The sequence below is a fragment of the Streptomyces sp. NPDC002926 genome (genome assembly GCF_053591755.1).
In genome coordinates this window covers 71,492-85,272 of sequence record NZ_JBSFUK010000015.1, presented here as the reverse complement: position 1 = coordinate 85,272, position 13,781 = coordinate 71,492, and the positions used below count along the sequence as shown (strand labels likewise).

13 protein-coding genes and 1 other RNA gene are annotated in these 13,781 nt (G+C 69.9%); 11 read left to right on the top strand and 3 right to left on the bottom strand.

What is annotated here, in order from left to right; translation table 11 throughout:
* The first annotated feature begins 281 nt into the window (after positions 1–281).
* The 4 genes from ACWDZ6_RS22175 (at position 282) to ACWDZ6_RS22160 (ending at position 5,487) form a co-directional block, all read left to right on the top strand.
* Positions 282–1,931 (top strand): serine/threonine-protein kinase, encoded by a 1,650-nt coding sequence (locus ACWDZ6_RS22175; RefSeq protein ID WP_451504225.1) that lies wholly within the window; start codon positions 282–284, stop codon positions 1,929–1,931.
* A 222-nt stretch (positions 1,932–2,153) separates the two neighbouring features.
* On the top strand, positions 2,154–3,425 hold the full coding sequence (locus tag ACWDZ6_RS22170) for a serine/threonine-protein kinase (protein ID WP_451504224.1): 1,272 nt from the start codon (positions 2,154–2,156) through the stop codon (positions 3,423–3,425).
* A 38-nt stretch (positions 3,426–3,463) separates the two neighbouring features.
* Positions 3,464–4,573, top strand: coding sequence for a peptide chain release factor 2 (gene prfB, locus ACWDZ6_RS22165; RefSeq protein ID WP_366732363.1), 1,110 nt, complete (start codon positions 3,464–3,466; stop codon positions 4,571–4,573).
* Positions 4,574–4,842: 269 nt separating this feature from the next.
* Positions 4,843–5,487, top strand: a complete 645-nt coding sequence (locus ACWDZ6_RS22160; RefSeq protein WP_451504223.1) for a hypothetical protein — start codon at positions 4,843–4,845, stop codon at positions 5,485–5,487.
* An 80-nt stretch (positions 5,488–5,567) separates the two neighbouring features.
* On the opposite strand, the gene ACWDZ6_RS22155 is transcribed toward ACWDZ6_RS22160, so the two are convergent.
* A complete protein-coding gene (locus ACWDZ6_RS22155) occupies positions 5,568–5,762 on the bottom strand; it encodes a hypothetical protein (RefSeq protein ID WP_326650236.1) in 195 nt (64 codons plus the stop codon).
* 249 nt (positions 5,763–6,011) lie between these two features.
* Between ACWDZ6_RS22155 and ftsE the strand changes: the two genes are divergently transcribed.
* The 5 genes from ftsE to ssrA all read left to right on the top strand — a co-directional run bounded on the left by ftsE (position 6,012) and on the right by ssrA (position 9,985).
* Entirely contained in the window at positions 6,012–6,701 is a 690-nt protein-coding gene (gene ftsE, locus ACWDZ6_RS22150) for a cell division ATP-binding protein FtsE (protein ID WP_326650234.1), read from the top strand.
* Positions 6,702–6,732: 31 nt separating this feature from the next.
* Positions 6,733–7,650 (top strand): permease-like cell division protein FtsX, encoded by a 918-nt coding sequence (gene ftsX / locus ACWDZ6_RS22145; RefSeq protein WP_366732361.1) that lies wholly within the window; start codon positions 6,733–6,735, stop codon positions 7,648–7,650.
* Between the two features lie 67 nt (positions 7,651–7,717).
* Entirely contained in the window at positions 7,718–8,875 is a 1,158-nt protein-coding gene (locus ACWDZ6_RS22140; RefSeq protein WP_451504222.1) for a S41 family peptidase, read from the top strand.
* Between the two features lie 18 nt (positions 8,876–8,893).
* Entirely contained in the window at positions 8,894–9,373 is a 480-nt protein-coding gene (gene smpB / locus ACWDZ6_RS22135) for an SsrA-binding protein SmpB (RefSeq protein ID WP_389175358.1), read from the top strand.
* 227 nt (positions 9,374–9,600) lie between these two features.
* Positions 9,601–9,985, top strand: a transfer-messenger RNA (tmRNA) gene (gene ssrA / locus ACWDZ6_RS22130).
* A gap of 86 nt (positions 9,986–10,071) precedes the next feature.
* Here the strand turns inward: ssrA and ACWDZ6_RS22125 are convergent.
* Both ACWDZ6_RS22125 and ACWDZ6_RS22120 read right to left on the bottom strand, forming a co-directional pair.
* A complete protein-coding gene (locus tag ACWDZ6_RS22125; protein ID WP_451504221.1) occupies positions 10,072–10,497 on the bottom strand; it encodes a hypothetical protein in 426 nt (141 codons plus the stop codon).
* Positions 10,498–10,587: 90 nt separating this feature from the next.
* Positions 10,588–11,838: an MFS transporter gene (locus ACWDZ6_RS22120; protein ID WP_451504220.1), complete on the bottom strand. Its 1,251-nt coding sequence runs from the start codon at positions 11,836–11,838 to the stop codon at positions 10,588–10,590.
* 83 nt (positions 11,839–11,921) lie between these two features.
* Here ACWDZ6_RS22120 and ACWDZ6_RS22115 point away from each other — a divergent pair, with 83 nt between their 5' ends.
* Together ACWDZ6_RS22115 and ACWDZ6_RS22110 are read left to right on the top strand one after the other, a co-directional pair.
* Complete coding sequence (locus tag ACWDZ6_RS22115) at positions 11,922–12,884, top strand: LysR family transcriptional regulator (protein WP_451504219.1); 963 nt, start codon at positions 11,922–11,924, stop codon at positions 12,882–12,884.
* Between the two features lie 292 nt (positions 12,885–13,176).
* Complete coding sequence (locus ACWDZ6_RS22110) at positions 13,177–13,716, top strand: hypothetical protein (RefSeq protein WP_366732357.1); 540 nt, start codon at positions 13,177–13,179, stop codon at positions 13,714–13,716.
* Positions 13,717–13,781: the final 65 nt, after the last annotated feature.

Here is a 13,781-nt window from a genome sequence, read left to right as displayed (position 1 = left end):
GGTCGGCTCTGGGCGTAAAAATGCCTGGTTGGGATCTGATCCGGAACGTGAGTGTTGTGTACGGCACGCTGCCTCGGCAACCATCCGTACGATGCCCGCGTCTTCCTTTCGAACACGACCAGCGGTCCGTCGAGGGGACGACAGGGAGGACGAAGGACGGACGACCGGCCGGTGCGGCGTCCGGCGGCACTAAAGTGGGTCGGACACCCGGGCGGGCCCGAACGAAGGGCCACGGTGGCCCGGGACCACGCAAGGACCACGATCAGCAGGGAGCGCATCACGTGCGGCCGGTAGGCAGCAAGTACCTGCTCGAGGAGCCCCTCGGGCGCGGCGCCACGGGCACCGTCTGGCGAGCCAGCCAGCGGGAGACCGCGGGCGCCGAGGCGGCCGTCGCGGGCCAGCCCGGCGAGACCGTCGCGATCAAGGTCCTCAAGGAGGAGCTTGCGAACGACGCGGACGTGGTGATGCGCTTCCTGCGCGAGCGCTCCGTCCTGCTCCGCCTCACCCACCCGAACATCGTGCGTACCCGCGACCTGGTCGTCGAGGGCGATCTCCTTGCCCTCGTCATGGACCTGGTCGACGGCCCCGACCTGCACCGCTACCTCCGTGAGAACGGCCCGCTCAGCCCGGTCGCCGCCTCGCTGATGACCGCCCAGATCGCGGACGCGCTCGCCGCAAGCCACGCGGACGGCGTCGTCCACCGTGACCTCAAGCCCGCGAACGTGCTCCTCAAGAACGACGCCGACGGCCAGATGCACCCGATGCTGACCGACTTCGGCATCGCGCGCCTCGCCGACTCCCCGGGCCTGACCCGTACGCACGAATTCGTCGGCACGCCCGCGTATGTCGCGCCGGAGTCCGCCGAGGGCCGCCCGCAGACCTCCGCCGTCGACATCTACGGCGCGGGCATCCTGTTGTACGAACTGGTCACCGGCAGGCCCCCGTTCGCGGGCGGCACCGCCCTCGAGGTGCTCCACCGCCACCTCAGCGAGGAGCCCCGCCGTCCCACCACCGTCCCCGAGCCGCTGTGGACGGTCATAGAGCGCTGCCTGCGCAAGGAGCCGGCCCAGCGGCCCAGCGCCGAGAACCTCGCCCGTGGACTGCGTACCGTCGCGGCCGGAGTCGGCGTGCACTCCACGCCCGCGCAGGTCGACGCCGCGCTCGGGGTCGCCGCGCTGCTCGCGCCCGACCCTTCGCCCGCTCAGGTGCCCGACGCGCCGGGTGCGGCCGACCCGACGCAGGTCCTGCCGAGCAACGCGGGGTCGTACGACCCCAACGCCGCGACCAGCTTCCTGCCGCACACCGGCGCCTCGCAGTCCGGGCCCCCGCATGGCGGCGACCCGACGAGCGTGATGCCGCCCGTACCGCCGGGCCGGCCGCAGCCGGAGGACCCGCACCCCTGGCAGTCCCAGCTCCAGGCGGCCCGCGACCGCAACGAGCAGACGCAGGTCCAGTACCTCGACCCGAGCCAGGATCCGCTGCGCCGGCGTCCGCAGCGCCAGCAGCAGAGGCCCCCGCAGCAGCCTCAGCAGTACGCGCCGCAGCCTCAGCAGCAGCGCCCGCACCAGCAGCGCCCTCAGCAGCCGCAGCGGCAGCAGTACGCCCCGCAGCCTCAGCAGTACGCGCCTCCGCAGCCGCCGCCCCAGCAGCCCGCGCCGCGTCAGCCGAGGGAGCCGCGGCAGCGGAACCCCAACCGGATGAGGATCCCGGGCCTCGGCTGCCTCAAGGGCTGCCTCTTCACCGTCCTGATCCTCGTCGGCGCGGGCTGGCTGGCGTGGGAGATGTTCCTGCAGGACTGGGTCGCCCAGGGCCAGAGCTACTGGGACGCGATCGGCGACGGCATCTCGAAGGTGACGGGCTGGATCTCGAATCTCGTCAACTCGGACCCGGGCTCCGGAGGCACCGGCACCGGCTCGGGCGCCGGACAGTAGCGACTCAGTAGCTTTGTCGACTTCTGTGGGGTGATTTTCCCCCGCAGAAGTGAAGGTTGGCGCCATCCGGGGCACACAGCCCCCGGCTGGCCGCGTACGTTACTCAGGTGCGCCTCGCGTGTCGCCGTCGGTCACGGTGCCCGGCCCTTTTCCTGGCCGGGGGTCCGGGGGTCGTCCCCCGGGTAGACACAGCGGGCAACGCCAGCCGCTGAGGGAGCAGTCTTGGCACGGAATATCGGCAGCCGGTACACGGCCCACCAGATCCTGGGGCGGGGCAGCGCCGGCACGGTGTGGCTCGGCGAGGGACCCGAAGGGCCCGTCGCCATCAAGCTGTTGCGCGAGGACCTGGCCTCCGACCAGGAGCTTGTCGGGCGCTTCGTCCAGGAGCGCACGGCCCTGCTCGGGCTCGACCACCCCAGGGTCGTCGGCGTCCGCGACCTGGTCGTCGACGGCAATGACCTCGCGCTCGTGATGGACCTTGTCCGCGGCACAGATCTGCGCACCCGCCTCGACCGGGAGCGCCGCCTCGCCCCCGAAGCGGCGGTCGCGATCATCGCGGACGTCGCCGACGGCCTCGCCGCGGCCCATGCCGCCGGGGTCGTCCACCGCGACGTCAAGCCGGAGAACATCCTCCTCGACATGGAGGGCCCGCTCGGCCCTGCCGGGTCGCATCCGGCGCTGCTCACCGACTTCGGCGTCGCCAAGCTGATCGACACCCCGCGCCGTACCAAAGCGCTGCGCCCCCCGGGGGGACATGCCCCGAACCCCCCGGGCATCATCGGCACGCCCGACTATGTCGCCCCCGAGATCGTCGAGGGCCTGCCGCCGCGGGCCGCGGTCGACATCTACGCCCTCGCCACAGTCCTGTACGAGCTTCTCGCGGGCTTCACGCCCTTCGGCGGCGGCCACCCCGGCGCCGTCCTGCGCCGCCATGTCACCGAGACCGTGGTCCCGCTCCCCGGCATCCCCGACGAGCTGTGGCAGCTCATCGTCCAGTGCCTGGCCAAGGCCCCCGCGTCCCGCCTTCGCGCCTCCGAGCTGGCCACCCGCCTCCACGACCTGCTCCCGCTTCTCGCCGGCATGCCGCCGCTGGACGTCGACGAGCCGGACGCCGAGCCGCCCTCGGAGCCGTACGAGGATGTGACCCCGCCCACTCCCGACGAGCCCCGCCGCCGCGGCGCCGTCCCGCTCGTCCCCGGCGCCGCCTCCGCCGACTCCAACCGCGACACCCACACCTCGATGCGGGTCCCGGCCCCGGACGAGCTGGCGGGAGGTGCCCGTGGCACGGCCCGCGCACCCCGCAGCCCCGGCCAACGCCGCCCGGGCTCCGCCCGTCACAAGTCGGACGCGGTCCGCAAGCGCCGCATCACGCTGGGCGTGGCGGCACTGGTGCTGGCCGCGGCGGTGGGCGTCGGCGGCTGGCTGGCCACGAGCGACGACGGTACGCAAGCGCCGCCGCAGGACTCGAAGCACTCGGCACCCTCCGAACCCTAGGGGGTCGGCGTGTCGCGCCCAGCCGTTACGCTGGGGGCGTGGCAGTCGTCGATGTATCCGAAGAGCTGAAGTCCCTCTCCTCGACCATGGGGTCGATCGAGGCCGTCCTGGACCTCGACAGGATGAGGGCAGACATCGCTGTGCTCGAGGAGCAGGCCGCGGCGCCGTCCCTCTGGGACGACCCGGAGGCGGCACAGAAGATCACCAGCAAGCTCTCGCACCTCCAGGCCGAGCTCCGCAAGACCGAGGCGCTCCGTGGGCGGATCGACGACCTGGGTGTGCTCTTCGAGCTCGCCGAGGACGAGGACGACGCGGACACCCAGGCCGAGGCCGAGTCCGAGCTCGCTGCGGTCCGCAAGGCGCTGGACGAGATGGAAGTCCGCACGCTCCTGTCCGGCGAGTACGACGAGCGCGAGGCGCTGGTCAACATCCGTGCCGAGGCCGGCGGCGTCGACGCCTCCGACTTCGCCGAGCGCCTGCAGCGCATGTATATGCGCTGGGCCGAGCGTCACAACTACTCCACCGAGGTCTACGAGACGTCGTACGCGGAAGAGGCCGGCATCAAGTCGACCACCTTCGTCGTGCGGGCGCCGTACGCCTACGGCACGCTCTCCGTCGAGCAGGGCACGCACCGGCTGGTGCGCATCTCGCCCTTCGACAACCAGGGCCGCCGCCAGACGTCGTTCGCCGGCGTCGAGGTGCTGCCGGTCGTCGAGCAGAGCGACCATGTCGAGATCGACGAGTCCGAACTGCGCGTGGACGTCTACCGCGCCTCAGGACCCGGTGGTCAGGGCGTCAACACGACGGACTCCGCTGTGCGCATCACGCACATCCCGACCGGCATCGTCGTCTCCTGCCAGAACGAGCGCTCCCAGATCCAGAACAAGGCGAGCGCGATGAACGTCCTCCAGGCCAAGCTCCTTGAGCGCCGCCGCCAGGAGGAGCAGGCCCTCATGGACTCCCTCGGCAAGAGCGACGGCGGCAACTCCTGGGGAAACCAGATGCGTTCGTACGTCCTGCACCCTTACCAGATGGTCAAGGACCTGCGTACGGAGTTCGAAGTGGGCAACCCCCAGGCGGTACTTGACGGCGAGATCGATGGCTTCCTCGAGGCGGGAATTCGCTGGCGCAAGCAGCAGGAGAAGTAAGAAGACGCTTTGTCGACAAGGGAACTGCCGCCTCCGGGGCGGCAGTTCCCTTTTATGTCACAGTTGCATCCTCGCAGGTCAGGCAACCGCCCCTATACCGGACATCGCACGCGCAACGAGCTTGACGCGTCCGCGGAAAATCGGAAAGCTGACGCGCGGCATGCGTATCTCTGGGGCGTGTGTGAACGGGGGCCGAGCGATACCGCCCCCGACGCCGCCCGCCCCAAGCGCTGCTCCATTGACGAATAGCTACTGGGGGTAGCAGCCAGATGACCAAGAAGACGCGTATCCGTGTGGCACGTATAGCCGCCGGCGCGGTGATCGCCGCCGGTGCTTCGCTGACCGCCGCCGGTGCCGCTTCGGCCGTCGGTGTCGACATCAACGTGGGTCCCCTCGAAGTGTCGGCCAACGCCGACCAGTCGGGCCTCGACGCCGGTCTCGGTATTGACGCCGACCCGACGGAGATTCCGACGGATGTCCCCACCGACATCCCGACCGATGTTCCGACCGATGTCCCCACGGACGTCCCTACCGATGTCCCCACGGATGTTCCGACGGACAAGCCGACCGACAAGCCGACGGACAAGCCCACCGGCAAGCCGACCGACAAGCCCACCGACAAGCCGACGGAGGACCCGTCCGAGGACCCGACCGGCGACGCGGGTAACGGCACCGGTGGCGACGACGCCGGCACGTGCACCGTCGACCTCGACGGTGCCAAGTGCGCGGACAACACCGACACCGACAGCGCCGGCTCCAAGCCGGTCGAGCAGGGCAAGGCCAAGGAGGAGCTGGCTGAGACCGGCGCCGCCGAGACCACGTTCCTGCTGATCGGTGCCGCGACGATGATCGCCGGTGGCATCGGTTTCCGTATGCTGCCGCGTCTCGTCGGTGGCGGACGCACCGTCGCCTGAGCGACACAGCGCGTAAGGCAGCACGTAAGAGGAGGGCCCGGGACGCCACAGCGTCCCGGGCCCTCCTCTTATACGTATGTCTACGCGGTCTGGTGCGCCGCCAGCAGCGCCAGCGCCGCTATCAGCACCACCAGCAGGGTCACCAGCGCCACCGGGCTCAGGCCGCCGAAGGGGCCCTCCTGCTGCAGCCGCGCGCGGTTCGCCCGGCACACCGGGCAGCGGCCCTCGTTCACCGGGGCCGCGCAGTTGGCGCACACCAATCGGTCGTAGGTCATGCGCTCTCCTCCTCCCGCGCGCCGGAGCCGCAGGCGCGGACCGTAAGCACAGATCTCCTGGGACAACGCTCAAGGAAATGCGACTGTTCCCCTACCACTGTGCCAGCTCCCGCGTGTTTCGGCGCGCCGCCCCCGGTCTCGGCCATTCCGTTACGGGACAAAGGGCGCAACCCGCGACGTCGACTGCGAGTGCCGGGCTCCTTCGCGTAGTGTCACGCACACCTACCCCCGGACGACCGTGGTGCACCCGTGATCCGATTCGACAACGTCTCCAAGACCTACCCCAAGCAGAGCCGCCCAGCCCTGCGCGATGTTTCGCTCGACATCGCCAAGGGAGAGTTCATCTTCCTCGTGGGCTCGTCCGGTTCCGGAAAGTCGACCTTTCTGCGCCTTGTTCTGCGCGAGGAGCGGGCCAGCCAGGGCATGGTGCATGTCCTCGGCAAGGACCTGGCCCGGCTGTCGAACTGGAAGGTGCCGCAGATGCGCCGCCAGCTCGGCACCGTCTTCCAGGACTTCCGCCTCCTCCCCAACAAGACCGTCGCCGAGAACGTGGCGTTCGCTCAGGAGGTCATCGGCAAGCCGCGCGGGGAGATCCGCAAGGCCGTGCCCCAGGTTCTCGACCTCGTCGGCCTCGGCGGCAAGGAGGACCGGATGCCCGGTGAGCTCTCCGGTGGTGAGCAGCAGCGCGTCGCGATCGCGCGGGCCTTCGTCAACCGCCCCATGCTGCTGATCGCCGACGAGCCGACCGGAAACCTCGACCCGCAGACCTCCGTGGGCATCATGAAGCTGCTGGACCGGATCAACCGGACCGGCACCACCGTGATCATGGCGACCCACGACCAGAACATCGTCGACCAGATGCGCAAGCGCGTCATCGAGCTCGAGAAGGGCCGTCTCGTACGCGACCAGGCACGCGGCGTCTACGGCTACCAGCACTGAGCCCGTACAGACTGAAAGGCTGAAGCTCGCCATGCGCGCCCAGTTCGTCCTGTCGGAGATCGGCGTCGGTCTCCGCCGCAATCTCACGATGACCTTCGCCGTCATCGTTTCGGTAGCCCTTTCGCTCGCCCTCTTCGGCGGTGCGCTGCTCATGCGCGAGCAGGTCAGCACGATGAAGGACTTCTGGTACGACAAGGTCAACGTCTCGATCTTCCTCTGCAACAAGAACGACGCGGCGACCTCGCCGAAGTGCGCCAAGGGCGCCGTCACTGCTCAGCAGAAGGAGCAGATCGAGGCCGATCTCAAGAAGATGGACGTGGTCGACAGCGTCCAGAAGGAGACGGCCGACGAGGCCTACAAGCATTACCGGGAGCAGTACGGCGACACTCCCATCGCCTCCACGATCACGCCCGACCAGATGCAGGAGTCGTTCCGCGTCAAGCTGGACGACCCGGAGAAGTACAAGGTCGTCGCGACCGCGTTCGCCGGCCGGGACGGTGTGCAGTCCGTCCAGGACCAGCGCAACATCCTGGAGAACCTCTTCTCCCTCATGAACGGCATGAATGTCGCCGCGCTCTTCGTGATGGCGCTGATGCTGGTGATTGCGCTGATGCTGATCGTCAACACCGTGCGGGTGTCGGCGTTCAGCCGCCGTCGTGAGACCGGCATCATGAGACTTGTGGGAGCATCCAGCTTCTACATCCAGATGCCGTTCATCATGGAGGCCGCCTTCGCCGGTCTGCTGGGTGGTCTGGTCGCCTCCGCCATGCTGCTCGTGGGCAGGTATTTCCTGATCGACCACGGTCTGGCGCTCTCCCAGAAGATGCAACTGGTCAACTTCATCGGCTGGGACGCCGTGGTGACCAAGCTGCCTCTGGTGATCGCGATCGGGCTGCTGATGCCGGCCATGGCCGCTTTCGTCGCTCTGCGCAAGTACCTCAAGGTGTGACAAGCACCCCTGGCGCCGTACGGCCAACGGCCGTACGGCGCCCTTTGCTTGTCCTAGAGTGGGCGCCATGCCGGGCCCTGAGTTCTTGCCTCGGCCCCGCCGCATCCGCCGCGGGGCGGCCCTGACGTTGGTCTTCGCCGGCGTCCTCGCCACCGCGGCCGCCACCGACGGTCTGCCGCGTGACGGCGAGAAGACGTCCCGCCCCCTTGCCGCCCGCGCCGCTGCCGCGACCGTCGACCGCGACGACGTGGCCAGGGCCGCCGCGGAGGCGATGGCGGACGGCAAGTCCGGCACGAAGGCCGCCGAGGCCGTTGTCAGCCGCAGCGGGGACCGCTGGGGCGCGGTGTACGACAAGAGCGAGTACGCGGAGTTCGAGCGTGCCCTCGACGGCGAGTACACGGGAGTCGGCCTCGGGGCCAGGCGCGCCGCCGACGGGCGTGTGGAGGTGGCCAGGGTCCAGCCCGGCGGGCCCGCCGACAAGGCCGGTATCAAAGCCGGCGACCGGCTCCGCACGGTCGACGGCCTCGACGTCGACAAGCGTCCCGTCACCGACGTCGTGGCGCTGCTGCGCGGCGGCGACCGTACGAGCGTGGTCCTGGGCCTCGAGCGCGACGGCCGGAAGTGGGCCGAGACACTGCTGCGCGCCACGCTGACCACCGAGGCCGTCACCGTCCAGCACCTCGACGGCGGGGCCGTGATGATCAAGGTCGCCTCGTTCACCAAGGGCTCGGGCGCGAAGGTACGCAAGGCCGTCCGGGCCGCCCCCGCCGGGGCGGGCGTCCTGCTCGACCTGCGCGGCAACGCCGGCGGGCTGGTCGCCGAGGCCGTCACCGCCGCCTCCGCCTTCCTGGACGGCGGCCTGGTCGCCACGTACGACATAAGGGGCGAGCAGCGCGCGCTGTACGCCACGGCCGGCGGCAACACCGAGAGGCCGGTGGTCGCGCTCGTCGACGGCGGCACCATGAGCGCCGCCGAGCTGGTCACCGGGGCACTGCAGGACCGCGGCCGTGCGATCACTGTGGGATCGCGCACCTTCGGCAAGGGCTCGGTCCAGATGCCCAGCCGCCTTCCGGACGGTTCGGTCGCCGAGCTGACCGTCGGCCACTACCGCACGCCGGCGGGCCACAGCGTCGACGGCCGGGGCATCACGCCGGACCTCATGGCGGGCAAAGGGGCCGAGAAACGGGCCGAGACGGTATTGAGTGGCCTCGGGGGACGGTCGTAGTGCGAAAATGACCGCACTATGGCAAAGGAAACAGGGCGCAAGCTGATCGCGCAGAACAAGAAGGCGCGGCACGACTACCACATCATCGACACTTACGAGTGCGGTCTCGTGCTGACGGGTACCGAGGTGAAGTCGCTGCGCCAGGGCCGGGCCTCGCTGGTGGACGGCTTCGTCCAGATCGACAACAACGAGGCGTGGCTGCACAACGTGCATGTTCCCGAGTACACCCAGGGGACATGGACCAACCACAGCGCGCGGCGCAAGCGGAAGCTGCTGATGCACCGTGCCGAGATCGACAAGCTCGCGTCGAAGACGCAGGAGACGGGCCACACGATCGTGCCGCTCGTCCTGTACTTCAAGGACGGCCGGGCCAAGGTCGAGATCGCGCTGGCGAAGGGCAAGAAGGAGTACGACAAGCGGCAGACGCTGAGGGAGAAGCAGGACCGGCGGGAGACGGACCGCGTGATCTCGGCGGCGAAGCGGCGTCAGCGCGCCTGAGCGCCGACGTGCCCGCGGGGCGAACTGCCTCGGCGCCGACGTGCCCGAGCGCCGACGTGCCCGAGCGCCGACCGGCCCGAGGCTCGACGTGTCTCAGCGCCCACGTGCCCGGGGGCCGGCGGTCCTGAGCGGTGGGCGCGGGGGAATAGGCTGGCACGGTCGTGCGTTGGTCACGTACGATGGCACCTGCACCTCACGGGGTGTGCACCACCTTGATAAATCAACATGGGGATGATCGGTTTCGACAGCGGATGTCGAAGCAGGGGAAGCGAGCCGAGGAAGCGGCAATGATCTCGTAAACCATATGTCGCAACCAATAATCGCCACTTCCAAGAGCGATTCCCGCGCCTTCGCGCTCGCTGCCTAATTAGCAGCTAGCGAAGGCCTTCGGGTGTCAGCCCGGGGCTGTTCCCGACCCGGATCCTGGCATCAGCTAGGGAACTAAACCTCTAAGCCCGGTCACGGGGCGTAGAGGGAAATCAAACAGTGACTGGGCCCGTCGGAGACTTGTTCGCGTGATCACCGGGGCCGAGAAAATCGCAGCGAACTGCGCTCGGAGAAGCCCTGTTTCTGCACCGTTGGACGCGGGTTCGATTCCCGCCATCTCCACAATTCCCATGTGAGGTGAAGGCCCGGCTGCCACGGCAGCCGGGCCTTCGTCGTGTCTACGGCGTGTGCGCCGGCGTGCTTGCCGAGGCTCAGGCCGCCGGCTGGTGGCCGCCGGTCAGTACTCCGAGCAGGTGATCCATCTCGCTGCGCCAGATGCGGTGCACATTCATCCGGGTCGGCTGCGGCTGCCCGGGCAGCTGGAAGCGGAACGAGCTCCAGATGGTGTTGCGCTTGATGTCACCGATCATTCCGACGACTTCGGCCGGTTGCAGTGCGAAGGCGATCTCCTGCGGGCGGTTGCTCATCCGGCCCGCCTTGTGGACGACCACGGCCTGCTCGGTCACGGTGATGAAGTAGTACGTCAGAAACGCCTGGCCTATCAGGCCGAGCATGCTCATCAGCCACACACTGGGGCCGGCGATGGCCTGGATGGTGACGATCGGCCGGTCGGCCGGATTGGCCTGTGTGATGGCGGCAGCCACCTGCTGCTGGATGGTTGCCTTCTTGATGGCCATGGGCCCTCCCCTGAGCGGAACGCAGGCCCCCGCTTGGGGGCGGTGCAGCGTATCGCCCTGTCCCGAGCGGCATCCGCCCGGGGGCGGGGCTCAGGGCCGCCCCTTGGCTGCCGCGGACAGCAGCAGCGCGACCGCGGCCGCCGCGAGAGGGACCACGTATCCGTACGGTCTGCTCGCGTGCTCCACCGTCCAGCCGCCCGCCGCCGAGCCGGCCGCTATGCCGCCGAGCAGCGCGGTGACCGCGAGCGTCATGCCCTCGTTCAACCGGCCTTCCGGAGTCAGGCGTTGGACCAGCGTCATACCGGTGACCATGGTCGGGGCCGTGGCCATGCCGGCCAGCAGCAGCGCTCCGGCCAGGGTGAGCAGCGAGCCGGTCGCGGCGGCGAGCAGCGGCAGTGACATCAGCGCCGTCATCGCGGCGACGCAGGTCAGCAGGCGGCGCGGAAGGCTGCGGGCGGGGCGTAGGGAACCGTAGAGCAGGCCCGCCGCGCACGACCCGGCCGCCTGGAGCGCGAGCACCGCGCCCGCGGCGCTCGCGTGCCCGCGGTCGTCCGCGAACGCGATCGTCACGACCTCCATGGAGCCGAAGACCGCTCCCGTGGCGAGGAAGACGGCGAGCATCGCGGGCATCCCCGGCGTACGGAGCGGGGATCCGGCGTGCGTCGGGAACGCGGCCGGCGGAGGTTCGGTGGAGCGCTGGGCGGCGAAGATCAGTACGCCTGTCAGCAGCAGGATCGCACCGGTCAGCGTGCCCGCCTCGGGGAAGAGCGCGGAGCACAGGAATGCCGCGAGCACGGGGCCGAGCATGAAGCACAGCTCGTCTGCGGCCTGCTCGAAGGAGTTCGCCGTGTGCAGCGTGGCCGCGTCGCCCTGGTGGAGGTGGGCCCAGCGGGCGCGGGACATGCCGCCGGTGTTGGGGGTGGTGGCCGTCGCGGCGTACGCGGCGAAGAGCGTCCAGTCGGGCGCGCCGAAACGTACGCACAGCAGCAGCGCGAGCGAGCCGAGGGCGGCGAGCGCGGTGGCGGGCACGGCGATACGGGCCTGTCCGTGCCGGTCCACGAGCCGGGCGGTCCATGGCGCCACCAGCGCGGTGACGGCGAGGCCGGTCGCGGTGACGGCTCCGGCGAGGGCGTACGAGCCACGGGACCCGGCGATCATGATGACGGCGCTCACGCTGAACATGCCCATGGGGAGGCGGGCGATGAGGTTGCCGAGGGTGAAGGCCGCGGCGCCCTGCGGCTCGAAGAGCCGGCGGTAGGGGGCGAGGCGGGACTTTCCCCGAACGGACCCTCCGCAGGCGTCAGCGGTGGTCGTCTGCGGGGAGTCGGTTGATTGCGGCATGGGGCAACCCTCGGCGCGGCCCTCCTGCCGCGTCCAACACCTGCTCCCGCCCCATTGACGCACCCGTGTTGTAAATTCACCGAGTGCCCCAGGACCTGGACCCCCGGCTGCTCCGCGCCTTCACCGCCGTCGCCGACGAGCTGCACTTCACCCGTGCCGCCGCCCGGCTGTATGTCGCGCAGCAGGCCCTCAGCCGCGATATCCGGAAGCTGGAGCGGGAATTGGGCGTCGAGCTGTTCGTACGGACCACCCGCCGGGTGACCCTCACGGCCGACGGCGAGCGGCTGCTGCCGTACGCCCGGCGGGTGCTCCAGGCCCAGGACGAACTGCTGGCCGCCGCCGGTGCGTCCCGGCCGCTTCTCGTCGACCTCAACGGCGAGGGCATGGCGTCCGGCCGGGTGCTGGCCCGGGCCCGTGAACTCGCCCCGGAGTGCGAGCTGATGGCTCGCTTCGAGAGCGGGCTGACGGGCGCCGCCGCCGAGATCCTGGCGGGGCGGCTCGATGTCTCGTTCGGGCGCTTCGCAGGGCTCGAGCCCGGCATCCGGGCACTCCTGTCCCACCAGCCCGTGCGGTACGAGCCGATGGCCGTGCTGCTGCCGCACGACCACCCTCTCGCCACATCACCCCGGATCCCGTTGAACGCTCTGGCGGGCGAGACCGTATATGCAGGTGCGGGCAATCCGCGCACCTTGGAGTGGACGGATCTGGCGCGCCGCCTGTTCGCGGGACGCGGGATCGCGATAGCGCCGCCGGCGCCCGTGGCGGTCGGCGCCGAGGAGTTCCGGAGGGTGATGGCCAAGACGCGTAACCCGGTCCTGGCCGTGGTGGACTTTCCGGCCATGCCGGACACCGTGCTGCGCCCGATCGTCGACCCCGTACCGCTGTCACCGCTCTCACTGGTGTGGCGCAGAGGATTGCGCCACCCCGGCGTGGACGCGCTTCGAGCGGCGGCCGCCCAACTGGCCTCGCGAGAGGGATGGCTGGAACGGGACCCTTCTGGTTGGTTGCCGGAATGTGACATGTCGCTGATGTGTGACAACAACTGACACAGGGGGCCCAGGTGTCATCGGTGTGCGCTACATTCTGGGTCCGGGTGCATGGGGTATGGGGGCGTTCGGATTGGGTGGGGACCCGGTCCGGCAAACACCGGTCAGTCGTATGCGCGCTCGATTTTCAGTCAGTGGGGGTGTGTGTACAACTGTGGATAATTGGCATGAAGATTCCCGTATCGGTCATACTCATGAGCCGTACGAAGTCACTGTCCAGCTGGACGGACTTGGCCGAATACTGGGGGATCTACCGCCCGAGCCGACTCCGCATGAGGGCTCCGACGGACCGGTGTTCGTCGATGAGAGCGGCCGCCGCAGCAAGAAGTTCCGTCGCCTCGGCTGGGTCTTCGCCTTCGCCTGCGCCTGCTATGCCGTGACGCTCGTCGCCGCCCTCGTCGGCGGCAACTCCACCGCGCCCTGGCTCCCCGGCATAGGCCAGCAGGGCAAGGAGCAGATCGACAAGGTCCAGATACAGCCCGCCCCCACCGACGGCGCCTCCGTGGCGGCCACCCCCGGCGGCGTACCCGGCGCCCCCACCCCGACCGACTCCACCGGTGCCGTGCTGCCGCAGCCGTCGGGTGGTGTGTCGAACGGCATCTCCGGCGGAGTGCCGGCCACGCCGGGCCCCGGCGCCTCCGGCTCCGTGTCGCCCAAGCCCTCCGGTGGCGGCGGCCTTCCCGGTCCCGGGCCCTCCGCCTCCTCCTCCCCGGGCGCCGGCGGAAGCGATCCGGGACCCGAGCCCGAAGGCAGCCCCTCCGTTCCCGTTCCGCCCGACCCCGGCCCGACCGGCGGCGCGACCGAGCCACCCATGCAAGAAGGCGCGCTCTAAAGATGACACTCCCCATCAACACGGCCCCGCGGCGGCGGCGGAGAGCCCGGCGCACCGTACGGCGC